The organism is Paraburkholderia sp. BR10936 (assembly GCF_040965735.1).
Classification (GTDB): domain Bacteria; phylum Pseudomonadota; class Gammaproteobacteria; order Burkholderiales; family Burkholderiaceae; genus Paraburkholderia; species Paraburkholderia nodosa_A.
On sequence record NZ_JBFRCM010000004.1, the window covers coordinates 561581 to 583441 of the forward strand.

Annotated in this window: 18 protein-coding genes; 8 read left to right on the top strand and 10 right to left on the bottom strand. The window is 66.8% G+C overall.

The window, feature by feature from the left end; genetic code table 11:
- The first annotated feature begins 89 nt into the window (after positions 1-89).
- Positions 90-944, top strand: a complete 855-nt coding sequence (locus tag AB4Y36_RS12165) for an NRDE family protein (RefSeq protein WP_368683065.1) — start codon at positions 90-92, stop codon at positions 942-944.
- Positions 945-1091: 147 nt separating this feature from the next.
- Here AB4Y36_RS12165 and AB4Y36_RS12170 read toward each other — a convergent pair whose 3' ends face one another.
- From AB4Y36_RS12170 to AB4Y36_RS12205, 8 genes are all read right to left on the bottom strand, one after another.
- Positions 1092-1973, bottom strand: a complete 882-nt coding sequence (locus tag AB4Y36_RS12170; protein ID WP_368606476.1) for an SDR family oxidoreductase — start codon at positions 1971-1973, stop codon at positions 1092-1094.
- 89 nt (positions 1974-2062) lie between these two features.
- On the bottom strand, positions 2063-3061 hold the full coding sequence (locus AB4Y36_RS12175; RefSeq protein ID WP_368606477.1) for an NADP-dependent oxidoreductase: 999 nt from the start codon (positions 3059-3061) through the stop codon (positions 2063-2065).
- Between the two features lie 110 nt (positions 3062-3171).
- A complete protein-coding gene (locus AB4Y36_RS12180) occupies positions 3172-3618 on the bottom strand; it encodes a PaaI family thioesterase (protein WP_028207000.1) in 447 nt (148 codons plus the stop codon).
- 89 nt (positions 3619-3707) lie between these two features.
- Positions 3708-4010, bottom strand: coding sequence for a Dabb family protein (locus AB4Y36_RS12185; RefSeq protein WP_069268127.1), 303 nt, complete (start codon positions 4008-4010; stop codon positions 3708-3710).
- 176 nt (positions 4011-4186) lie between these two features.
- Positions 4187-5365 carry an acetyl-CoA C-acyltransferase gene (locus tag AB4Y36_RS12190; RefSeq protein ID WP_342945731.1) on the bottom strand — a complete coding sequence of 393 codons (1179 nt, stop codon included), beginning with the start codon at positions 5363-5365 and terminating at the stop codon, positions 4187-4189.
- A gap of 53 nt (positions 5366-5418) precedes the next feature.
- Positions 5419-6054, bottom strand: coding sequence for a bifunctional nicotinamidase/pyrazinamidase (pncA, locus tag AB4Y36_RS12195; RefSeq protein WP_069268081.1), 636 nt, complete (start codon positions 6052-6054; stop codon positions 5419-5421).
- 46 nt (positions 6055-6100) lie between these two features.
- The gene (locus AB4Y36_RS12200; RefSeq protein WP_342945730.1) at positions 6101-8182 is read right to left on the bottom strand and encodes a 3-hydroxyacyl-CoA dehydrogenase NAD-binding domain-containing protein; all 2082 of its coding nucleotides are present in this window, start codon (positions 8180-8182) and stop codon (positions 6101-6103) included.
- Positions 8183-8426: 244 nt separating this feature from the next.
- Complete coding sequence (locus AB4Y36_RS12205) at positions 8427-10115, bottom strand: 3-(methylthio)propionyl-CoA ligase (RefSeq protein WP_368683066.1); 1689 nt, start codon at positions 10113-10115, stop codon at positions 8427-8429.
- Positions 10116-10258: 143 nt separating this feature from the next.
- On the opposite strand from AB4Y36_RS12205, the gene AB4Y36_RS12210 reads away from it, so the two are divergent.
- The 5 genes from AB4Y36_RS12210 (at position 10259) to AB4Y36_RS12230 (ending at position 14108) form a co-directional block, all read left to right on the top strand.
- Positions 10259-11857, top strand: coding sequence for a YdiU family protein (locus AB4Y36_RS12210; protein WP_368683067.1), 1599 nt, complete (start codon positions 10259-10261; stop codon positions 11855-11857).
- 50 nt (positions 11858-11907) lie between these two features.
- Positions 11908-12327 (top strand): peptide-methionine (R)-S-oxide reductase MsrB, encoded by a 420-nt coding sequence (gene msrB, locus AB4Y36_RS12215; protein ID WP_069268085.1) that lies wholly within the window; start codon positions 11908-11910, stop codon positions 12325-12327.
- 102 nt (positions 12328-12429) lie between these two features.
- Positions 12430-12963 carry a septation protein A gene (locus AB4Y36_RS12220; RefSeq protein WP_069268086.1) on the top strand — a complete coding sequence of 178 codons (534 nt, stop codon included), beginning with the start codon at positions 12430-12432 and terminating at the stop codon, positions 12961-12963.
- Positions 12960-13268, top strand: coding sequence for a BolA family protein (locus AB4Y36_RS12225; protein ID WP_342945726.1), 309 nt, complete (start codon positions 12960-12962; stop codon positions 13266-13268). Before AB4Y36_RS12220 ends, AB4Y36_RS12225 begins: the two co-directional genes overlap by 4 nt.
- Before the next feature lie 60 nt (positions 13269-13328).
- On the top strand, positions 13329-14108 hold the full coding sequence (locus tag AB4Y36_RS12230) for a peptidylprolyl isomerase (RefSeq protein WP_069268088.1): 780 nt from the start codon (positions 13329-13331) through the stop codon (positions 14106-14108).
- A 69-nt stretch (positions 14109-14177) separates the two neighbouring features.
- Here the strand turns inward: AB4Y36_RS12230 and AB4Y36_RS12235 are convergent, their stop codons facing one another.
- Positions 14178-15293, bottom strand: a complete 1116-nt coding sequence (locus AB4Y36_RS12235) for a Fic family protein (protein ID WP_368683068.1) — start codon at positions 15291-15293, stop codon at positions 14178-14180.
- Between the two features lie 222 nt (positions 15294-15515).
- On the bottom strand, positions 15516-19592 hold the full coding sequence (gene purL / locus AB4Y36_RS12240) for a phosphoribosylformylglycinamidine synthase (protein WP_368683069.1): 4077 nt from the start codon (positions 19590-19592) through the stop codon (positions 15516-15518).
- Between the two features lie 342 nt (positions 19593-19934).
- Here purL and AB4Y36_RS12245 point away from each other — a divergent pair, with 342 nt between their 5' ends.
- Complete coding sequence (locus tag AB4Y36_RS12245; RefSeq protein ID WP_368683070.1) at positions 19935-21230, top strand: FAD-dependent oxidoreductase; 1296 nt, start codon at positions 19935-19937, stop codon at positions 21228-21230.
- A 120-nt stretch (positions 21231-21350) separates the two neighbouring features.
- Positions 21351-21861, top strand: a 511-nt coding sequence (locus tag AB4Y36_RS12250; RefSeq protein WP_368683071.1) for an NAD(P)H-hydrate epimerase, incomplete at its 3' end; no start/stop codon positions are given.

Sequence of the window (21861 nt, forward strand, 5' to 3'; positions counted from 1 at the left end):
CTGCGCACCGCGTCCATTGCACGTGAGGCGCCCGGCGCCTCGCGTTGCCTGGGCATGGCCCCAGACTCGACCCTGCAGGGGCCCGCTCCATGTGCCTGATCGTGTTCGACTGGCGTCCGCGCGCGCGCGCCGGCGCGCTTTTCACGCTCGCGGCCAACCGCGACGAGTTCCTGCGCCGCACCGCCGACCCGCTGCACTGGTGGAACGCCTCGGACGACGTCACGTCCCCGGGCAGTTCGGCAACGGGCGTGCTGGCGGGCCGCGATCTCGTCGGCGGCGGCACGTGGCTGGGCATGACGCGCCGCGGCCGCTTCGCCGCGCTCACGAACTATCGCGCGCCGAACGACATGCGCCCCGACGCGCCCACGCGCGGCACGCTCGTCTCGCGCTGGCTCACCGGCGCGCAAGGTCTGCCCGATACGCCGCTCGGCTATCTCGACGAGATCGCGCGCTCGGGCGATCTCTATAACGGCTTCAATCTGATCGTCGGCGACTGGACGCGGCGCGAGCTGGCGTGGTACTGCAATCGCGCGGACCGCGCGCCGGCCTTGCTGCCCGAAGGCACGCACGGCATTTCCAATGCCGTGCTCGACACGCCGTGGCCCAAGCTCGTACGCAAGCGCGCAGAACTCGCACAGCTCGCGACGGGCGACGCGCAAGTCCCACTCGCGCGGCTCGTAGACATGATGCGCGACCCGCAGGTCGCGCCCGACCGCGAGTTGCCCGCCACGGGCATTTCGCTCGAACGCGAACGTGCGCTTTCCGCGGCATTCATCGAAACGCCCGACTACGGCACACGCGGCACCACGGCGCTGCGCGTCACGCTGCGCGGCGCCCTGCTGGATGTGGAAGCGCTAGAGCGCAGCGACGACGACGGCGCGCATCGCGTCGTCCGCCCGGGCGCCTTCGAGCGCCACGAAACCTATACCGTCGAAAGAGGCTGAGCGCGTTTCAGTCGCCCGTGCCGTACGCGACGCGCGGCGCGTGCGCGGCCTGCTGCTGTGCGCGCCGCGCCTCGTCGATGAACGCGCCCACCTTGATGAACTCGTGGATCGTGCCGTCGTAACGCACGAGCGTGACCTCCGCCGCGTTTATTGCGGCGCTTTCTTGACTTCAGGTTTGAGCGAGAGCGGATCGGTCGGGTTGCGCAATGTTTCGATATCCTCATGACGCAGCTTCACCGAAGGAAGAATCTGCGGATGCGTGAGGATATAAAAGCGCCCGTCCCGCACGGCGTCGAAGGTCGCCTTCGCGACGTCGTCGGGCGTGAGCTTGCCGGAGCGCACCGCGCGCTGCAACTGCAGATCGGCGGCTTGCTGCGAGCGCGTGGGTGGTTCTTCGTTGCGAAGATCGTCAGGGCGGGCGCGCTCGGCGTTCGCGATGCCGGTCGACACGAAGGCCGGACACAGCAGCGAGCAACTCACCTTGTCGGTCACGTTCTTCAGGTCGTGATAAAGCGTCTCGGTGAGCGAGACCACGGCATGCTTCGACGCGTTGTACACGCCCATGGCGGGCGGCGAAAGCAACCCCGCCACCGACGCCGTGTTGACGATATGCGCGCGCTCGCCCTGCGCGAGCATGGCTGGCGTGAAGCTGCGCACGCCATTGGCCACGCCCATTACGTTCACACCGAACACCCAGTCCCAGTCCTTCGCGGTGCTTTCCCACACGAAGCCGCCGGTGCCGACGCCCGCGTTGTTGAAGAGCAGATGGACCTTGCCATACGCGTCGAGCGCGGCCTTAGCGAGTGCGTCGACCTGCGCGGCATCGCGCACGTCGGTGCGCACGTCGATGGCCTGCGCGCCGCCTTCGCGCAAGGCATTGACGGTTTCGTCGAGCAGCGTCTGATCGACATCGGCGAGCACGAGCTTCATGCCGAGCGCTGCGGCCTGTTGCGCGAACGCGCGGCCAAAGCCGCTTGCCGCGCCCGTGATGACAGCCACGCGGCCGTCGAACTCAAACGGTTCGGACATTGCGAATCCTGCGGTGAAGGTTGCGGTGAACACTGCGCACGGAAAAGCGAAGCGCCCCTTCCCGGGCGCTTGCGCTCACACTCAGATAGTTAGATCAACTTGACGAGCTGCTTGCCGAAGTTGTGGCCTTTGAGCATGCCGAGGAACGCGCCGGGCGCGTTCTCGAGCCCCTCGGCCACGGTCTCACGATACGCGAGCTGCTGCTTCGCGACCAGCGTACCCAGTTCAGCGAGCGCCTGCGGCCACACTTCCATGTGCTCGCTCACGATGAAGCCCTGCGCAAGCAGGCGCTGCGTGAGCAGCAGTTGCGGATACTTGAGCGGCATCGGCTCGCCGTCGTAGCCGGCGATCATCCCGCACAGCGCGATGCGGCCGAACGCGTTCATGCGCGCGAGCGTAGCGTCGAGCACCGCGCCGCCGACGTTCTCGAAGTAGCCGTCCACGCCGTCCGGCGTCGCGGCCTTGAGATCCTGATAGAGATTGCCGGCCTTGTAGTCGACGCATGCGTCGAAGCCGAGCGTCTCCACGACATAGCGGCATTTGTCCGCGCCGCCCGCGATACCCACTGCGCGGCAGCCCGCGCGCTTCGCAAGCTGGCCGACCACGCTGCCCACCGCGCCGCTCGCCGCGCTCACGACGACGGTTTGCCCCGCCTTCGGCTCGATGATGCGATTCAGGCCGTACCACGCGGTGACGCCCGGCATGCCGACCGGCCCGAGGTACGCGGAAAGCGGCACATGCGTCGTATCGACGACATGCAGGTCACTGCCGTTCGAGGTGCCGAACTCCTGCCAGCCGAACATGCCCACGACCTTGTCGCCGACCTTGAACTTCGGGTTGCGCGATTCGACCACCTCGCCCACCGTGCCGCCGATCATCACCGAGTCGAGCGGCTGCGGCGCTGCGTACGACTTACTGTCGTTCATGCGCCCGCGCATGTACGGATCGAGCGAGAGATAGTGGTTGCGCACGCGCAGCTGGCCCACTTCGAGCGGTGCGAGCGGCGTTTTGACGAGGCGGAAGTTATCGACGCTCGCGGCGCCTTCCGGGCGCGAAGCGAGCAGGATCTGGCGATTGGTCTGGGTCATGGCATCCGTGTTGCTTCGTTGGGCGCGGCGAGGCGTTGCACGCCTGCCGCGCGAGAGAACAGCACCCGGGTGCGCACGAGCAAAGCCCTCGCACGCGCCCGATTGCGCGTTTAACCGTCGCTCGGCCCCGGCCGCGCGCTGGGGTCGCTGCGCAGACGCTGACGCGTCACGTCACGGCCCACCGCAAGCCGGCGCATGTACTTGAAGGTGCCGAGCGCCTTGGCGACGAAATGGCCTTCGCTGTCGCGAATCTCGCCTTCGCAATAGGCCATGGTAGTGGAACGGTGCAGCACGCGGCCGGTGGCGCGCAATTCGCCGCGCCCCGGCTGCATGAAGTTCACTTTCATTTCGACGGTGACGACGCCCACGCCGTCGGCGGCGACGCTGCGCGCGGCCATGGCGAGCGCGATGTCGGCGAGCGTCATCGTGACGCCGCCGTGCGCGACGTCCCATGTATTCAGATGCCGCTCGGCGAGCGGCAGCACGACTTCGCTCGCGCCGTCACGCGCGCTCACGAGTTGCGCGCCGAGGTGCTCGACGAAGGGACTCTCGATGATCGTGAGCGATGGTTGCGGTTCTTGAGCGTCTTCGCTTTTTGGCGCGCCGCCGCCCTGCGATTGATCTGCGGTACCGGTCATGATGCGCGTTAGACCACGTAATCCACGCACTGACGCGACTCGACCACGAGCTTCGCGAACTGCTTCACGACGAGATGCTCGGGGTGGTCCTGATAGCCGTCGAGCGCGGCCTGGTCGGCGAAGTCGGAGACGAGCACGAGGTCGAATGTGGAAGCGAGGCCCGGCTCGGCCACACCGACTTCGAGGTGCAGCGTGCCCGGCACGAGATCGCGGCAGCCTTCGAGCAGCGCCTTGAACTTCACGACGTTCTCGGCGCGCGTCGCGCCTTCGGCCGACTCCTTGAGCTTCCACATCACGATATGACGAATCACGAACTCACCTCTTTCAGTCTGCATGGGAACAGGCGCCGCACCGTGCGCGCGCCGATAGCCGTCATGATACCCGCAGCGGCACGGGTGCGAGAGCGGCTCGGCACGCGGAAAGCCGCGGGAAAGCGGTGGTGTGGCCGAGGCGGCGGCAGACTCTCGCGAGTCCGCCGCACCGTGCATCACACGACCTCGAAGAGGCCGGCAGCGCCCTGCCCGCCGCCGATGCACATCGTCACCACGACGAACTTCGCGCCGCGGCGCTTGCCTTCGATGAGCGCGTGGCCCGTGAGGCGCGCGCCCGACACGCCGTACGGGTGACCGACGGCGATCGCGCCGCCGTTCACGTTCAGGCGGTCGGCGGGAATGCCGAGCTTGTCGCGGCAGTACAGCACCTGCACCGCGAACGCTTCGTTCAGCTCCCACAGGCCGATGTCCTCGACCTTCAGTCCCGTCTGCTTGAGCAGCTTGGGCACGGCGAACACGGGACCGATGCCCATCTCGTCCGGCTCGCAGCCCGCCACGGCGAAGCCGCGGAAAATGCCGAGCGGCTGCAGGCCTTCGCGTTCCGCGACTTTAGCGTTCATCACGACGCAGGCGCTCGCACCGTCCGAGAACTGGCTCGCGTTGCCGGCCGTAATGACGCCGCCCGGCATCGCCGTGCGGATCTTCGCAACGCCCTCGAGCGTGGTGTCGGCGCGAATGCCTTCGTCGGCGGCGATCGTCACTTCCTTCGTGACGAGCTGCCCCGTGGCCTTGTCGGCGACACCGGCGAGGACCGTCATCGGCACGATTTCGTCGTTGAAGAGACCGGCTGCCTGCGCGGCCGCCGCGCGCAGCTGCGACTGCACGCCGTACTCGTCCTGGCGATCCTTCGAGATTTCATAGCGCTTCGCGACGTTCTCGGCCGTTTGCAGCATGCTCCAGTAGATTTCGGGCTTGTGCTGGTTGAGCCAGCCTTCGGCCACCATGTGGCGGTTCATCTCGTTCTGCACGCACGAGATCGATTCCACACCGCCCGCGACGAACACGTCGCCTTCGCCCGCGATCACGCGTTGCGCGGCAAGCGCGATCGTCTGGAGTCCCGATGAACAGAAGCGGTTCACCGTCATGCCCGGCACGCTCACGGGCAGGCCCGCACGCAGCGCGATCTGGCGCGCGATATTCGCGCCCGTGGCGCCCTCGGGGTTCGCGCAGCCCATGATCACGTCTTCCACGCGGGCGGGGTCGATCTTCGCGCGCTCGACGGCGGCTTGCGTCACGTGCCCGCCGAGCGTGGCGCCGTGCGTCATGTTGAAGGCGCCCTTCCAGGATTTGGCGAGGCCCGTGCGGGCGGTCGATACGATTACGGCGTCAGTCATGCGATGTCTCCCACTACGAATATTGAATCCAGAGGATGTCTTTGATTGGACGTTCAGGCGGACAGTGCCAGCACCTCGGCCGACTGCGCGCGCTTCACACCGGCCGCGAGCAACTGCTGCCACGCGGCGGCAAGCGAGCCGTTCAGGTCGATGGCGCGCGAGGCGTCTTCGATCAGCACGGTTTCGAAGCCCGCAGCGCGCGCGTCGAGCGCGGACCACGCCACGCAGTAGTCGGTCGCGAGGCCGCAGCAGTACACGCGCTTCACGCCTACGTCGCGCAGGTAACCCGCGAGGCCCGTCGGCGTCTTGCGGTCGGCTTCGAGAAACGCGGAGTAGCTGTCCACGTCGGCGTGATGGCCCTTGCGGATCACCGCGCGCGCGTGCGGCACGTCCAGGTCGCGATGCAGCGCCGCGCCTTCGGTGCCCTGCACGCAATGCACGGGCCACAGCACTTGCTCGCCGTAGGGCAGCGCCGTCGTCTCGAACGGCGCGCGCCCCGCGTGGTTGGCCGCAAATGAAACGTGCTGCGCCGGGTGCCAGTCCTGCGTGAGCACCACGTGGCTGAAGCCCTGCGCGAGCCGGTTCGCGACCGGCACGACTTCATCGCCACGCGCGACAGCAAGCGCGCCGCCGGGCATGAAGTCGTATTGCAGGTCGATCAGCAGGAGCACGTCGTCTGCGCTTCTCATGATGTTCGTCCGCCTGTTCGTCCGCTTTTGCGTCCGTAAGTGATGCTTAGTTGAACGTACCGCCACTGGCAGCCAGTTCGACGATCGAAGGCGCGACTTCCCACGCCTCGCCATTGCGCTGCTGCGCATAGCGGCGAATCGCGCGCTCGACGTTGTAGAGGCCGACCGTGTCGGCGTACAGCATCGGGCCGCCGCGCCATAGCGGGAAGCCGTAGCCCGTGAGATAGACCATGTCGATGTCCGACGCCTTCGAAGCGATGCCCTCTTCGAGAATCTTCGCGCCTTCGTTGACGAGCGAGAACACGAGACGCTCGACGATTTCCTCGTCGCTGATCTTGCGGCGCTCAACACCGGCTTCCTTCGAGTACGCGACGATCATCTCGTCGACGAGTTTCGAAGGCAGCGCGTTGCGCTCGCCCGCCTTGTAGTCGTACCAGCCCGCGCCGGTCTTCTGCCCGAAGCGGCCGGTCTCGCACAGACGATCGGCGATCTTCGAGTACTTCATGTCCGGGTGTTCCTGATAGCGGCGCTTGCGAATGGCCCAGCCGATATCGTTGCCGGCCAGATCGCTCATGCGGAACGGGCCCATCGCGAAGCCGAACTTTTCGACTGCCCGGTCCACTTGCGCGGGCAGTGCGCCTTCTTCGAGCATGTAGAGCGCCTGACGCACGTACTGCTCGATCATGCGGTTGCCGATGAAGCCGTCGCACACGCCCGACACCACGGCCGTCTTGCGGATCTTCTTCGCGACCTGCATGACGGTGGCGAGCACGTCTTTGGCCGTTTCCTTGCCGCGCACGACTTCGAGCAGCTTCATCACGTTGGCAGGACTAAAGAAGTGCAGACCCACCACGTCCTGCGGACGCTTCGTGAACGCCGCGATCTTGTCGACGTCGAGCGTCGAAGTGTTCGAGGCGAGGATCGCGCCAGCCTTGGCGACTTCGTCGAGGCGCTTGAACACCTGCTCCTTCACGCCGAGTTCTTCGAACACTGCCTCGATGATGAGATCGGCTTGCTTGAGGTCGTCGTAGGAGAGCGTCGGGCTGATGAGCGCCATGCGCGCCTCCAGCTTCTCCTGCGTGAGCTTGCCCTTCTTGACCTGCGCTTCGTAGTTCTTGCGGATCGTGGCGAGGCCGCGATCGAGCGCTTCCTGCTTCGTTTCCAGCAGCGTGACCGGCACGCCCGCGTTGAGGAAGTTCATCGTGATGCCGCCGCCCATCGTGCCCGCGCCGATCACGGCCACTTTCTCGATATCGCGCGTGGGCGTGCTCGACGGCACATCGGGAATCTTGCTCGCGGCACGCTCGCCGAAGAACGCGTGGCGCAGCGCGCGGCTTTCCGGCGTCTGCACGAGTTCGAGGAAGCATTCGCGCTCAAAGGCGAGGCCCTTTTCGAAGCCCTGCTTCACACCCGCAGCAATGGCGTCGACGCACTTCACCGGCGCGGGATAGTTCTTCGCCATCGCGCCCACGGTGTTGCGCGAGAACTGCAGGAAGCCTTCGGCGTTCGCGTGTTCGATCTTGCGGTTGCGCACGAGCGGATGCGGGCCCGGCTTGTCGGCCGCCTTGCGCGCGAATGCGATTGCCTCTTCGAGCAGATCGCCTTGCGCCATGGCGTCGAAGAGCCCCGAATTCGCGAGCTTTTCGCTCATCACAGGCGCGCCCGTGACGATCATGTTGAGCGCGGCTTCCAGGCCGATCGCACGCGGCAGACGCTGCGTGCCGCCCGCGCCCGGCAGAATGCCGAGCTTCACCTCGGGCAGCGCGATCTGCGCGCCGGGAGCAGCGATACGGTAGTGCGCGCCGAGCGCGAGTTCGAGACCGCCGCCCATGGCCACGCTATGGATCGCGGCCACGACCGGCTTCGCGCTCTTTTCGACTTCCTTGATGACCGTGTGGAGCGTGGGCTCCTGCATCGCCTTGGGCGTGTTGAATTCGGTGATGTCCGCGCCGCCCGAGAACGCCTTGCCGGCGCCCGTGATCACGATGGCCGCAACGGCCGGATCGCTAGCGGCGCGCGCGAGGCCCTCGACAATGCCTGCGCGGGTCGAATGCCCGAGGCCATTGACGGGCGGATTATTGAGCGTGATGACGGCGACGCCGTCGCGAGTCGTGTAGTCCACTGCCATTTGCCTGCCTCCATGCTTGCGGGCCGCGATGTGCGTCGTCGGTTTCATTGTCCGACATTCCCGGTCAGCAGGCAGAATACCCAAAAAAGAACGTTCGTTCAATTTTTTGCTGCGCTGCGGACGCCAGGGTTTGTACTGAACCCACGAATCTGGCGGGTTGACCGGAAAAAGTCGGAAGAAAAAAACGCAGCCAGATGGCTGCGCCGGAGAACCTTGCGCGGCTGCGCGGGCGGCTCGGGGTGGCTTATCCGCGCTTCGCGGCGTCTTGCGCCGGGTCGAGCGGACAGCCCTCCACGGCCAACGCAGTCGGTAGCACATAGGCGCGGAACTGCTCGCGCAGCTTGAGCTTTTGCAGCTTGCCCGTTGCCGTATGGGGCAATTCGTCGACGAACACGGCGTCGTCGGGCAGCCACCATTTCGCGACCTTGCCTTCGAAGTGCGCGAGCAACTCTTCACGCGTCACCGCGGCGCCGGGCTTCTTCACCGCGACGATGAGCGGCCGCTCGGTCCAGCGCGGATGCGCGCAGGCAATGCACGCGGCCTCCGCGATGGCCGGATGCGCCACGGCGATGTTTTCCAGGTCGATCGAGCTGATCCACTCGCCGCCCGACTTGATCACGTCCTTGCTGCGATCGGTGATGTGCAGGAAGCCGTCGGGGTCGATCGTGGCGACGTCGCCCGTGGGGAACCAGCCGTCCACGAGCGGCGAGCCGCTTTCCTGGCGGAAATAACGGTCGATCACCCACGGCCCGCGCACGTGCAGGTCGCCGAACGTCACGCCATCCCACGGCAATTCCCGCCCGTCTTCGCCCACGATCTTCATGTCCACGCCGAAAATCACGCGCCCCTGCTTTTCGAGCAGCGCCTGCTGCGCTTCGCGCGGACGCTCCGACTGCTCCCAGTTGAGCCTCGAGAGCGTGCCGAGAGGCGACATCTCCGTCATGCCCCACGCGTGGATGGTCTGCACGCCGTAGTCGTCCTCGAAGGCGCGCTGGATCGCCGGCGGGCAGGCCGAGCCGCCGACCACCGTGCGCTGCAGCTTGGTAAAACGCACGCCCGCTGCGCGCACATACGCCAGCAAGCCGAGCCAGACGGTGGGCACGCCGGCCGAGGCGGTGACGCCTTCCGCTTCCATGAGTTCATAGAGCGACTTGCCGTCGAGATCCTTGCCGGGCATCACGAGCTTCGCACCCGTGAGCGGCGCCGCATGCGGAATGCCCCATGCGTTCACATGGAACATCGGCACGACCGGCAGGATCGCATCGCGCGCGCAAAGCCCCATGGCGTCGGGCAGCGACGCGCCATAGGCATGCAGCACCGACGAGCGATGCGTGTACAGCGCGCCTTTCGGGTTGCCCGTGGTGCCGGACGTGTAGCAAAGGTTCGAGGCGCTGCGCTCGTCGAGTTCGGGCCACGCGAAGTGGCCGTCCTGCGCGGCGAGCAGCGTTTCGTAGCAGAGCACTTCCGTGCGCATTGCCGGCCGGTGCGACTCGTCGCACAACGCGATCCAGCCGCGCACGCTCGGGCATTGCGGCGCGAGCGTGTCGACGAGCGCGGCAAACGTGATGTCGAACAGCACGTAGCGGTCTTCGGCGTGATTGACGATCCACGCGATCTGCTCGGGAAAGAGCCGCGGATTGATGGTGTGGCACACGGCGCCGAATCCGGTCACACCGAAATAGGCTTCGAGGTGCCGGTAGCCGTTCCAGGCCAGCGTGCCGACGCGCTCGCCCGGCGCCACGCCCAGCGCAATGAGCGCCTGGGCAAGCTGCTTCGAGCGCACCTCGCATTCGCGGTACGTGTAGCGGTGAATATCGCCCTCGATGCGGCGCGAGACGATCTGCGCGTTGCCATGGTGGCGCGCCGCATGCGCAATCAACGACGGGAGCGTGAGCGGCACATCCATCATCTGTCCCAGCAGCGGCGCAGTCATCGGTGGCGGTCTCCTCGCGTGTGATTGGCGTTGTCTGGCGTTGTCTTTGGCGCATCGGGCTGGCTCGCCGGCAAGCTTCGAACCTGCCCCAGCACGCCGGCGGGTGCGGACTTACAATATCGACTATTCAACAGGCCCTCAATATGTCGTTTTCACCAGGCACTCCCGACTCCCAAGGCGGCTCGTCCGCTACGCACACGCCCGCCACCGGTCCGCTCGCCGACTTCGAACGCGCACTGATCGTGCCGCGCGACGACGCCTTCGCCGCGCTCGGCGCACCCTTTTACACGCGACTGCCCGGCGCGCCGCTGCCTGCGCCTTACGTTGTCGGCTTCTCGCAGGCCATGGCCGCGCAACTCGGGCTCGATCCGTCCGCCGTTGCCGACCCTGCGTTCGCCGGGTTCTTCAGCGGTAATTTCACGCGCGAACGCTCGCCTTCGGCCATGTCGTACGCAACGGTCTACTCCGGCCACCAGTTCGGCGTATGGGCGGGCCAGCTCGGCGACGGCCGCGCGCTCACGCTTGGCGAGGTCGAGCACGAGGGCAGGCGCAACGAGATCCAGCTCAAAGGCGCGGGCCGCACGCCCTACTCGCGCATGGGCGACGGCCGCGCGGTGCTGCGCTCGTCGATCCGCGAATTCCTGTGCTCGGAGGCCATGCATCATCTCGGCATTCCGACCACGCGCGCCCTCACGGTGACCGGCTCCGACCAGCCCGTGCGCCGCGAAGACATGGAAACGGCCGCGGTCGTCACGCGCGTGTCGCCGAGCTTCGTGCGCTTCGGCCACTTCGAGCACTTCTATTCGCACGACGACGTGGACGCGCTGCGCGCGCTCGCCGACCACGTGATTGCGCGCTTCTATCCGCAACTGCGCGAAGCCGACGACCCGTACCTCGCCCTGCTCGACGAGGCGGTGCGCACCACGGCAGCGCTGATGGTCGAGTGGCAGGCCGTGGGCTTCTGCCATGGCGTGATGAATACCGACAACATGTCGATCCTCGGCCTCACGATCGATTACGGTCCGTTCGGCTTCATGGACGGCTTCGACGCCAACCACATCTGCAATCATTCGGATTCGCAGGGCCGCTACGCGTATCGCATGCAGCCGCAGATCGCGTACTGGAATCTCTTTTGCCTCGCGCAGGCGCTCGTGCCGCTGTTCGGCGCGCACTACGACATCGCCGACGAAAAGAAGCGCGGCGAGCGCGTGGTAGCCGACGCGCAAGGCGTGCTCGAACGCTTCAAGGGGCACTTCGCGCCCGCGCTCGAAGCGCGCATGCGCGCGAAGCTCGGCCTCGAACACGAGCGCGAAGGCGACGACGCGCTCGCGAACAAGCTGTTCGAAATCATGCATGCCAACCGTGCCGATTTCACGCTCACGTATCGCCATCTCGCGCGCGTCTCGAAGCATGACGCGAGTGGCGACACGCCGGTGCGCGATCTCTTTCTCGATCGCGCCGCCTTCGACGCGTGGGCTGCCGACTACCGCGCGCGCCTCGCGCACGAAACACGCGACGACGCTGCGCGCGCCGAGTCGATGAACCGCACCAATCCGAAATACGTGCTGCGCAATCACCTCGCGCAAACGGCGATCGAGCGCGCTGCGCAGAAGGACTTCAGCGAAGTCGAGCGGCTCGCCAGGGTGCTCGAGCGACCATTCGACGAGCAGCCCGAAAACGCGTCGTACGCAGGGCTGCCGCCCGACTGGGCGAGTTCGCTCGAAGTCAGTTGCTCTTCGTGAGCGCGCCCCCATCTACGTGATCCTTGTTTCCCACCCGACAGGAACCCGACATGAGCCAGGACGACCACAACTCCCCCTCCTACCCCGGCTACCAGTCCGACGAGCAATGGCGCGAGCAGCTCGACGAAGGCCAGTATCAGGTCACGCGCCATGCGGCCACGGAGCGCGCCTTCACGGGCAAATACTGGGATCATTTCGATCGCGGTGTGTATGACTGTGTGTGTTGCGGCACGCCGCTCTTCGAGTCCGACACGAAATTCGACGCGGGTTGCGGCTGGCCGAGCTACTTCCGCCCGATCAACGGCGAGGTGATCGAAGAGAAAACCGACCGCACGCACGGCATGCTGCGTATCGAGGTGCGCTGCAAGAACTGCGGCGCGCACCTCGGCCACGTGTTCGAGGATGGTCCGGCCCCGACGGGCCTTCGGTATTGCATCAATTCGGCTGCGCTACAATTCGAGCCCAAGTGAACGTTGGCAAGGCAGCCCCGCGCCCCGCGCGGGGCCCAATGCGGCCTTGACAGCGTCGTGCCCTCTTTTGCCGGGCTCAATTCGTCAACTCTCAGGCCGATAATGAAATTCCTGTTTGATCTGTTCCCGATCATCCTCTTTTTCGTCGCCTTCAAGCTGTGGGGCATCTTCACGGCTACGGCCGTGGCGATTGGAGCTACGCTCGTGCAGATCGCGTGGGTCGCATTCCGTCACCGCAAGGTCGACCCGATGCTGTGGCTTTCGCTGGGCATCGTCGTCGTGTTCGGCGGCGCCACGCTGATGCTGCACGACGAAACCTTCATCAAGTGGAAACCCACCGTGCTCTACTGGGCGTTCTCGGTCGTGCTGCTCGTCTCGCAGATGGCATTCGGCAAGAACCTCATCGAAGCGATGATGGGCAAGCAGATCACCCTGCCGCCGCGCATCTGGACGCAACTGAACTTCGTCTGGTCGATCTTCTTCGCGCTGCTCGGCATTCTCAATCTCTTCGTGGCATTCCACTTCTCCACCGACGCGTGGGTCGATTTCAAGCTGTTCGGCGCGACCGGCATTCTCGTGGTGTTCATCGTCGGCCAGAGCCTGTGGCTTTCGCGTTACATGAAGGAAGAAGAATGAGCGACGTCTTTCTCAACGCCAGCCCCGCCGAGCGCATGGCGCTCATCGAAACGCGCCTGACCGCGGCGCTCACCCCGGTTTCGATCGACGTACGCGACGACAGCGCGCAGCATGCCGGACACGCGGGCGCCGCTGCCGGCGGTCACTATCATGTCACGATCGTTGCGGGCGCATTCGCGGGGAAAGCCCGCGTGGCAAGGCATCGCATGGTGTATGATGCGCTGGCCGAGGCCATGCAGCGCGGCATCCACGCTCTCGCGATCACGGCGCTCACGCCCGAAGAAGCCGCGGCGCTGCCCCGCTAGCCCACGTTAGATTTCGACTTTTTTGTTCGCCATTTTGGTTCGCCCCGTTAGGACTTTCCGATGACCTTGAAGAAGACCCATCTCTGGGTGTTGCTGGCTGCTTGCGCGGCGGCTCCCGCCTTTGCGCAGAACATCGCCGTCGTGAACGGCACGCCGATTCCCAAAGCGCGCGCCGATGCGCTGGTCCAGCAGCTTGTCCAACAAGGCCAGCAGGATTCGCCGCAACTGCAAATGGCGGTGCGCGAGGAGCTCGTGAACCGCGAAATCCTCATGCAGGAAGCCATTCGCGAGGGCATTCCGAACAACCCGGACGTGAAGGCGCAAATCGCCGTGGCCCAGCAGACCGTCGTGCTGCGCGCGCTGATTCAGAACTTCGTGAAGAACAACCAGCCGACCGACGCCGAAGTCAAGGCGCGCTACGACCAGTTGACCAAGGATGCGGGCGGCAGCGAATACCATCTGCACCACATCCTCGTGGACAACGAGCAGCAGGCCAAGGACCTGATCGCGAAGATCAAGGCCGGCGCCAGCTTCGAAGACCTCGCGAAGCAGTACTCGAAGGACCCGGGCTCGGCCAAGAACGGCGGCGACCTCGACTGGTCCGATCCGAAGGCCTATGTGCCGGAATTCGCGGCTGCGGCCACGCATCTGCAGAAAGGCCAGATGACCGATACGCCGGTGCACACGCAGTTCGGCTGGCACATCATCCGCGTGGACGACATCCGCCCGGTCACGCCGCCGCCGCTCGAGCAGGTGCGCCCGCAGATCGTCCAGCAGATCCAGCAGGAAAAGCTGCAGGCGTTCGAAGAGAATCTGCGCAAGCAGGCGAAGATTCAGTAAGGCTGCACGCGGCTCCAAGTGCTGCAAAAGACCCCGCGACCTTCGAAGGCGCGGGGTTTTTGTTTGCGGCTACACGTTGAGCTCGTAGCTCGTGCTGCGCCCGCCACCCTCCGTCTTGCGCAACACGCCACGCACCACCAGGTCGTTGATGTCACGCAAGGCCGTATCGGACGAGCATTTGGCAATAGCCGCCCACTTGCCGCTCGTGAGCTTGCCGTCGAAGCCGTCGAGCAAGCGGTTCAGGAGCTTGACCTGGCGCTCGTTGAAGGGCGTCGTGGCCCACTCGTGCCAGAAGCGCGCCTTGGCGAGCACCGCGTCCAGCGTGATCTGCGCCTGATCGACCGCGCGATGCAGCGCGTCGAAGAACCAGGCGAGCCAGAGCGTGACATCCATCGAGCCGCGCTGCGTACGCTCCAGAATGTCGTAATACCCTTTGCGCTCCCGCTGGATCTGCGCGGAGAGGCTGTAAAAGCGCTGCGCACTGCCGTCTGCGCGCGCGAGCAGCAGGTCGCCGATGGCTCTTGCCACGCGGCCATTGCCGTCGTCGAACGGGTGCAGCGTGACGAACCACAAGTGGCCGAGGGCCGCCTTGATCAACGGCGGCTCTTGCGGCGGGCCGTTGAGCCAGTCGAGAAAGCGCTGCGTTTGGGCTTCCAGCCGGTTCGCGGGCGGCGCCTCGAAATGCACGCGTTGACGGCCGATCGGCCCCGAGATCACCTGCATGGGCCCGCTCGCATCGTCGCGCCATGCCCCGACGTTGATGCGCGACAGGCCCGCGTAGCCCGTGGGAAATAGCGCGGCGTGCCAGCCGAACAGGCGCTCGCGCGTAACCGGCGCGCGGCTGTTGGTGGTCGCGTCGAGCACCATCTCCACCACGCCTTCCACGTGGCGGTCCACCGGCGCGAGCGCCCCGATGTCCACGCCCATGCGACGCGCGATGGACGAACGCACGGAGGCGACGTCGAGCTGCTCGCCCTCGATCTCGCTGGTCTTGAGCACGTCCTCCGTCAGGGCCGCGAGGCTCGCCTGATCGCGCAGCGCGAGTCCCACATCGGCCAGTCTGCCCACCAACAGGCCCTGGGCGCGGCTGACCTCGGCCATGGGCTCGGCGAGCGCCGCCAGATCGAAGCGCCATTGAGGCCAGTCGCCCGCTTCCCAGATGTAGGTGTATTCGCCGCTATTCATGCGGCGATTATGAGACGTATTCGCCGCACGCGCAAGATAATCACCGCAAAATGTGCGGCGATTAATGTCGATTTTCGCCGCAAGGTCCCACCGGCCGGCGCTCAAAAAGCACAAACCCCGGTCCGCACTCGCAATCGAGGCAGGACCGGGGTTTTCCGCCGGGGCGAGTTGCCCTGCTCCGGCGTCAACCGTCCGCGAAGTTCGCGTGGTTCGCGAGGCGCATTAGCCCACCCACTTGCGCGCGTTCTGGAACGCACGCATCCACGGGCTCGCCTCGCCCCAGGCTTCGGGGTGCCAGCTCATCGTCACCGTGCGCTGCACGCGCTCCGTGTGCGGCATCAGCACCGTGAAGCGGCCGTCGGGCGTCGTGACCGACGTGATGCCTTGCGGCGAGCCGTTCGGATTGAACGGGTAGGCCTCGGTTGCCTGGGCGCGATGGTCGACGTAGCGCATCGCCACCGCGACCTTCGCGATGTCGCCCTGCTGCGAGAAGTCCGCGAAACCTTCGCCGTGCGCGACCGCCACGGGAATGCGCGAGCCTTCCATGCCGTTGAAGAAGATCGACGGCGAGCCCTGCACTTCCACCAGCGAGAAGCGCGCTTCGAACTGCTCCGACTTGTTGCGCGTGAACTTCGGCCAGGCTTCGGCGCCCGGGATCATCGAGGCGAGGCTCGACATCATCTGGCAGCCGTTGCAGATGCCGAGCGCGAACGTGTCCTGACGGGCGAAGAAGGCCGCGAACATGTCCGCGAGCTTCGCGTTGAAGCGGATCGTCTTGGCCCAACCTTCGCCCGCGCCCAGCACGTCGCCGTACGAGAAGCCGCCGCAGGCCACCGCGCCCGCGAAGTCGGCGAGCGTGGCGCGACCTTCGAGCAGGTCGCTCATGTGGACGTCGTGCGCGTCGAAACCGGCGCGGTCGAACGCGTATGCGGTTTCGAGGTGCGAGTTCACGCCCTGCTCGCGCAGGATCGCCACACGCGGACGCGCACCCTTGCCGATGAACGGCGCGGCGACGTCCTCGGCCGGATCGAACGTGAGATGCGGCTGCATGCCCGGATCGGCGGCGTCGAGGAGCGCGTCGTATTCGGAATCGGCGCACGCGGGATTGTCGCGCAGACGCGCAATACGCCAGCTCACTTCGCTCCACACGCGTTGCAGCTCCGCACGCGGCGCTTCGTAGATGCGCTTCGCGTCACGGTAGATTTCGATCGAGTCGCGATTGTTCAGCGTGCCGATCACGTGCGAGCACACCGAGAGGCCATGCTGACGCAGCACGCCCATCACGACGTCGCGCTGCTGTGCCGGCACCTGGATCACGGCGCCCAGTTCTTCGGAGAAGAGCGCGCGCAGCGTGCGGTCTTCGCGGCGGCCGCTCGTTTGCTTCGCCCAGTCCTTGGCGTCGCCGTAGTCGGACTCGTGCTCGCTGTCGAGCGCGAGCATGTCCACGTTCAGCGACACGCCCGTGTGACCCGCGAAAGCCATTTCGCACACCGTCGCCCACAGGCCGCCGTCCGAGCGGTCGTGGTACGCGAGCAGCTGCTCGTTCGCGTTCAGTTGCTGGATGGCCGTGAAGAACTGCTTGAGGTCTTCGGCGCTGTCGACGTCGGGCACCGCGTCGCCGACCTGCTGCGTGACCTGCGCGAAGATGCTGCCGCCCATGCGGTTCTTGCCGCGGCCCAGATCGATCGCGATCAGCACCGACTCACCCGCCTCGTCGACGCGGCGCAGTTGCGGCGTGAGGTGGCGGCGCACGTCGTCGACCGGCGCGAACGCCGAGATGATGAGCGATACCGGCGCGACCACTTCCTTCGCCACGCCTGCTTCGTTCCACTTCGTGCGCATGGAAAGCGAATCCTTGCCCACCGGAATGCCGATGCCCAGCGCCGGGCACAGCTCCATGCCGATCGCCTTCACGGTGTCGTAGAGCGCCGCGTCCTCGCCCGGTGCGCCGCACGCGGCCATCCAGTTCGCGGAGAGCTTGAGCTTGTCGAGCGACAAAATGGGCGCGCTGGCGATGTTGGTGATCGCCTCGCCCACGGCCATGCGGCCCGATGCGGGCGCATCGATCACGGCGAGCGGCGTGCGCTCGGCCATCGTCATCGCTTCGCCCTTGTAGCCCGCGTAGTCGAGCGCGGTGATCGCGCAGTCGGCCACCGGCACCTGCCACGGGCCGACCATCTGGTCGCGCACCGTCGTGCCGCCCACCGAGCGGTCGCCGATAGTGATGAGGAACGACTTGCTGCCCACGGTCGGGTGGCGCAACACGCTCTTCGCGACTTCGTCGAGCGAGACGCCCGTGACTTCGACCGGCGCGAGCGGCACGCTCGCGTGCTCGACGTTGCGGTGCATACGCGGCGGCTTGCCGAGCAGGATGTCCATCGGCATGTCGACGGGCTGGTGGCCGCCGTTGGCCGCGAGCGCCTGCTCGTCGGTGTCGATGAGCTTCAGGTCGCGCGCGTCGGTCGCGACGCCCACGACGGCGAACGGGCAACGCTCACGCTCGCAGATCGCCTGGAACTCGGCCAGATCGGCGGGCGCGATCGCGAGAACGTAGCGTTCCTGCGATTCGTTCGACCAGATTTCGCGCGGCGAAAGCCCCGACTCTTCGAGCTGCACCTTGCGCAGCTCGAAGCGCGCGCCCTTGTCGGCGCCGTCGACGAGTTCCGGGAAGGCGTTGGAAAGGCCGCCCGCGCCCACGTCGTGAATGCTCAGGATCGGGTTGCGTTCGCCGAGCTGCCAGCACGAATTGATGACTTCCTGCGCGCGACGCTCGATTTCCGGGTTGCCGCGCTGAACCGAGTCGAAGTCGAGTTCGGCGGTATTGGTGCCGGTGGCCATCGAGCTGGCCGCGCCGCCGCCCATGCCGATGCGCATGCCCGGGCCGCCGATCTGGATCAGCAGCGTGCCGGCCGGCAGGTCGTGCTTGTGCGTGTGCTGCGCGCTGATGTTGCCGAGGCCGCCCGCGATCATGATCGGCTTGTGATAGCCGCGCACGGTGCCCGCCACGTTCTGCTCGTAGGTACGGAAATAGCCGCCGAGGTTCGGCCGGCCGAATTCGTTGTTGAACGCGGCGCCGCCGAGCGGGCCGTCGATCATGATCTGCAGCGGCGACGCGATGCGGTCCGGGCGACCATAGGCGCCCTGCGTGTCGGCGGGGTTGCGCAGCGCGAGCGGCACGGCCGCGTCACGCGCGTCTTCCCATGCTTCGCGCGCGTCGGGCAGATCGAGGTTCGAAACCGTAAAGCCCGTGAGACCGGCCTTTGGACGCGCGCCGCGGCCCGTCGCGCCTTCGTCGCGGATTTCGCCGCCCGAGCCCGTCGCTGCGCCCGCGAACGGCGAGATCGCCGTGGGGTGGTTGTGCGTCTCCACCTTCATCAGCGTGTGCGTGAGTTCGGTGTGGCGGCCGTACTGTTCGCCGGGCGTGCCGTCGGCGTGGTTCTTGCGCGGGAACCAGCGCTCCGCGACCGCGCCTTCCATGATCGACGAGTTATCCGAGTAGGCAACGATCGTGCCCTGCGGGCTGATCTTCTCGGTGTTGCGGATCATCGCGAAAAGCGACATATCCTGATCCTGGCCGTCGATCGTCCAGCTCGCGTTGAAGATCTTGTGGCGGCAGTGCTCGCTGTTGGCCTGCGCGAACATCATCAGCTCGACGTCGGTCGGGTTGCGCTCGAGCTTCTTGAAGTTGTCGACGAGATAGTCGATTTCATCGTCGGCGAGCGCGAGGCCCAGTTCGCCGTTGGCCGTTTCCAGCGCCGCACGGCCGTGGCCGAGCACGTCGACCGTCTGCATCGGGCGGGCCGGCAGTTCGTCGAACAGATGCAGTGCCGCGTCGCGCGAAGGCGCCACGCTTTCCGTCATGCGGTCGTGCAGCGCCGCGGCGACGGCGGCGTGCGCCTCTTCCGGGAGCGTCTTCTTGCCGCCGAGCAGGCCCGACTTGAGCACCACGGTGTATTCGACGCCGCGCTCGATGCGGCGCACCTGCTCGAGGCCGCAATGGTGCGCGATGTCCGTGGCCTTGCTCGCCCACGGCGACACCGTGCCGAAGCGCGGCACGACGAGGAACGTGAGCGCGCTGCCGCGCTCCTGCGGGGCCGCGAACGGCGCGCCGTAGTGCATCAGCGCGTCGATCTTCGCGCTGTCGTCGGCAGAGAGCGGCTCGGCCGAATTGACGAAGTGCAGATACTGGCCGTGCACGCCGACGATGTTGGCGTCGATACGCTGAAGCGTCTCGAGCAGGCGGGTCTGACGGAAGTCGGAAAGGGCCGAAGCGCCGGGGAAACACGAGAAGTGGGCCATGGACTGGGGCGTTGCGTCGAGGTTGCGTCAGAGTTGCGTCGCGGCTTCGCCTCGCGCGAAACACGTCGCAAGGTGGCGATGCGTCGCGCGGGGGATGGCGACGGTCAGGCGAAGGGAGACCGCGATTATAACCCGGAAGGCCTGTCCTGACCGCCCCGGTGGCCGTGCGACACGCGTGTGGCAAGCCGGCCTCGCGCATGGCGACGCGGACGCTTTCGCTGCTATGATTGCGCGTTTCGTCTGATCGGCGCACCCGGGCATGGCTTCGGCGCGCCGCACGCCCCACCTTCGGCAGGACGCCCTCACCCGAGCGAGCGCCACCTGCCTGCAGATCGTATCGTCATGGATGTCATCGTCATCGGCGGCGGAATCGCCGGCATCGCTACCGCCTGGCAGCTGCGCGCGGCCGGGCATCGCGTCTGCGTAATCGAACGCCACGCCACCGTTGCGCAAGGCGCGACCTATGGGCATAGCGGCATTGCGCTGCCCACGCCGCTCGACGTCTGGTTCGGCCCCACCTTCCTGCGCAATGGCCGTCAATCGTCCGGCGGCGTGATCAGCAAGACGGGCTGGCGCGGGCACGCGCACGGTTTCGTCAAGCGCCTCGCCACGCTGCACGGCTCCGAGGCGTTTGCCGAGCGCTATGCGCTGCTGCGCCCGCTCATCGACTCGGCGCAAGCGGCGCTCGCCGACATCGACGCGCGCTTCCAGCTCGACTACGAGCAGCGCGACGGCCTGCTCTACCTCGTGCGCGGCAACGACGAATGGTCGCTCACGCAACCGGCCCTCGAACTGCTGCGCCGCTTCGAGACGCCTCACCACGCGCTTTCGCCCGCGGAATGCGTGGCTTTCGACCATGCCATCCCCGCCGACCCGCCGTTTGCGGGCGGCGTGCATTTCGAGACCGGCCGGGTGGCCAACTGCCCGCTCTTCGTGAAGCTGCTCAAGCAGGTGCTCGACGCCCAGGGCGGCGTGCAGTTCGAGATGAGCCGCGAGGTCAATGCGATACGCCTGGAAGACCGGCGCGCAGCCGTGGAGCTGGCGCCGCCGGCGCACGAAGCGGGCCGCTCGCGCGACGTCGAGGTGATCTCGGGCGACGCCGTCGTGGTCGCCGCGGGCGCGCAAACGCCGCGCCTGCTCGCGCCGCTCGGCCTCAAGGTGCCGTTTTATCCGCTGCGCATGCACACGCTCAATTCGCCGGTGGCACACGAGGAATGCGTGCCGCAGACGACCATCGTCGACGCCGGCAAGCGCATCGCCATCGCGCGCATGAATCACCGGCTGCGCATATCGGGCGCCGCCGTGCTGCTGCGCGCACAGGAAGTCGATGACGCGCTGCCCGAGGGGCTCACCGAAGACGCCCTCGCGTTGCTCGGCGAGGCGTCGCGCGACTGGGCGCCGGGCGCCGCGCGTATTTCGGCCGCGCTCGCGTGGGAAGGCATGAAGCTGCTTTCCGCCGACGGCCTGCCGGCGGTCGGCAACGTGAGCCATCCGCGCCTGTACGTCAACGCGGGCCACGGGCCGGCGGGCTGGGCACTTTCGCTCGGCTCCGCGCGTCTCATCGCCCAGCAGATCTCCAACGCGGCGCCTGACCTGCCGGCCGATACCATCAAGGCGCTCTCGCCGGGCCGCGATTGAGCCGCGCACGCGTGTGCGGCATTGCCGCGCCGCCGCGCCAGTCCAGCCCGCGCCTGGGGCGTGCCGTCTGAAGGCATGCTCGGGTATCGTTGCGATGTCGCCTCCGAGGACCGCATCGCCATGACGCACGCTCTACATTCCTCCGGCGCCGGGCAACCGGTGCTCGTCTACCCGCACGATCGTGCGGTCCCGCTGCTTACCGTCGAACCGCTGCGCGAGGCCGAAGTCGCCGCGCAGTCGGCTCTGCCTGCCCACACGCTCATGGCGCGCGCAGGCGCCGCCGCCGCGCACTTCCTGAGCGAGCAACTCGCGCACGCGCCCTCGTCGGCGAGCGACAAGCCCGTCTGGTTCGCCGCCGGGCCCGGCAACAACGGTGGTGACGCGCTCGTCGTCGCCACGGAGCTGCATCGCGCGGGCGTCGCCGTGGAAGTCTGCATGCCCGTCGAGGTCAAGCCCGACGACGCGCGCTGGGCGCTCGCCGAGGCGCGTGCGGCGGGCGTGCCCATCGCCGCGTCGGTGCCCGGATCGTTCGATGCTTACGGCTGGCTCGTCGACGGCATGTTCGGCATCGGCCTTGCGCGCGGGCTCGAGGGCGTGTTCGCCGAACTCGCCGAAACGCTCTCGGCACGCG

What these genes read in the sequence shown, in the direction of transcription:
- AB4Y36_RS12245 (WP_368683070.1), top strand. Translation starts at nt 19,935, where the DNA reads ATGGATGTCATCGTCATCGGCGGCGGAATCGCCGGCATCGCTACCGCC.
- AB4Y36_RS12175 (WP_368606477.1), bottom strand. Translation starts at nt 3,061, where the DNA reads ATGACCCAGACCAATCGCCAGATCCTGCTCGCTTCGCGCCCGGAAGGC.
- purL (WP_368683069.1), bottom strand. Translation starts at nt 19,592, where the DNA reads ATGGCCCACTTCTCGTGTTTCCCCGGCGCTTCGGCCCTTTCCGACTTC.
- AB4Y36_RS12170 (WP_368606476.1), bottom strand. Translation starts at nt 1,973, where the DNA reads ATGTCCGAACCGTTTGAGTTCGACGGCCGCGTGGCTGTCATCACGGGC.
- AB4Y36_RS12200 (WP_342945730.1), bottom strand. Translation starts at nt 8,182, where the DNA reads ATGGCAGTGGACTACACGACTCGCGACGGCGTCGCCGTCATCACGCTC.
- AB4Y36_RS12190 (WP_342945731.1), bottom strand. Translation starts at nt 5,365, where the DNA reads ATGACTGACGCCGTAATCGTATCGACCGCCCGCACGGGCCTCGCCAAA.
- AB4Y36_RS12205 (WP_368683066.1), bottom strand. Translation starts at nt 10,115, where the DNA reads ATGACTGCGCCGCTGCTGGGACAGATGATGGATGTGCCGCTCACGCTC.
- AB4Y36_RS12220 (WP_069268086.1), top strand. Translation starts at nt 12,430, where the DNA reads ATGAAATTCCTGTTTGATCTGTTCCCGATCATCCTCTTTTTCGTCGCC.
- msrB (WP_069268085.1), top strand. Translation starts at nt 11,908, where the DNA reads ATGAGCCAGGACGACCACAACTCCCCCTCCTACCCCGGCTACCAGTCC.
- AB4Y36_RS12210 (WP_368683067.1), top strand. Translation starts at nt 10,259, where the DNA reads ATGTCGTTTTCACCAGGCACTCCCGACTCCCAAGGCGGCTCGTCCGCT.
- pncA (WP_069268081.1), bottom strand. Translation starts at nt 6,054, where the DNA reads ATGAGAAGCGCAGACGACGTGCTCCTGCTGATCGACCTGCAATACGAC.
- AB4Y36_RS12225 (WP_342945726.1), top strand. Translation starts at nt 12,960, where the DNA reads ATGAGCGACGTCTTTCTCAACGCCAGCCCCGCCGAGCGCATGGCGCTC.
- AB4Y36_RS12235 (WP_368683068.1), bottom strand. Translation starts at nt 15,293, where the DNA reads ATGAATAGCGGCGAATACACCTACATCTGGGAAGCGGGCGACTGGCCT.
- AB4Y36_RS12230 (WP_069268088.1), top strand. Translation starts at nt 13,329, where the DNA reads ATGACCTTGAAGAAGACCCATCTCTGGGTGTTGCTGGCTGCTTGCGCG.
- AB4Y36_RS12165 (WP_368683065.1), top strand. Translation starts at nt 90, where the DNA reads ATGTGCCTGATCGTGTTCGACTGGCGTCCGCGCGCGCGCGCCGGCGCG.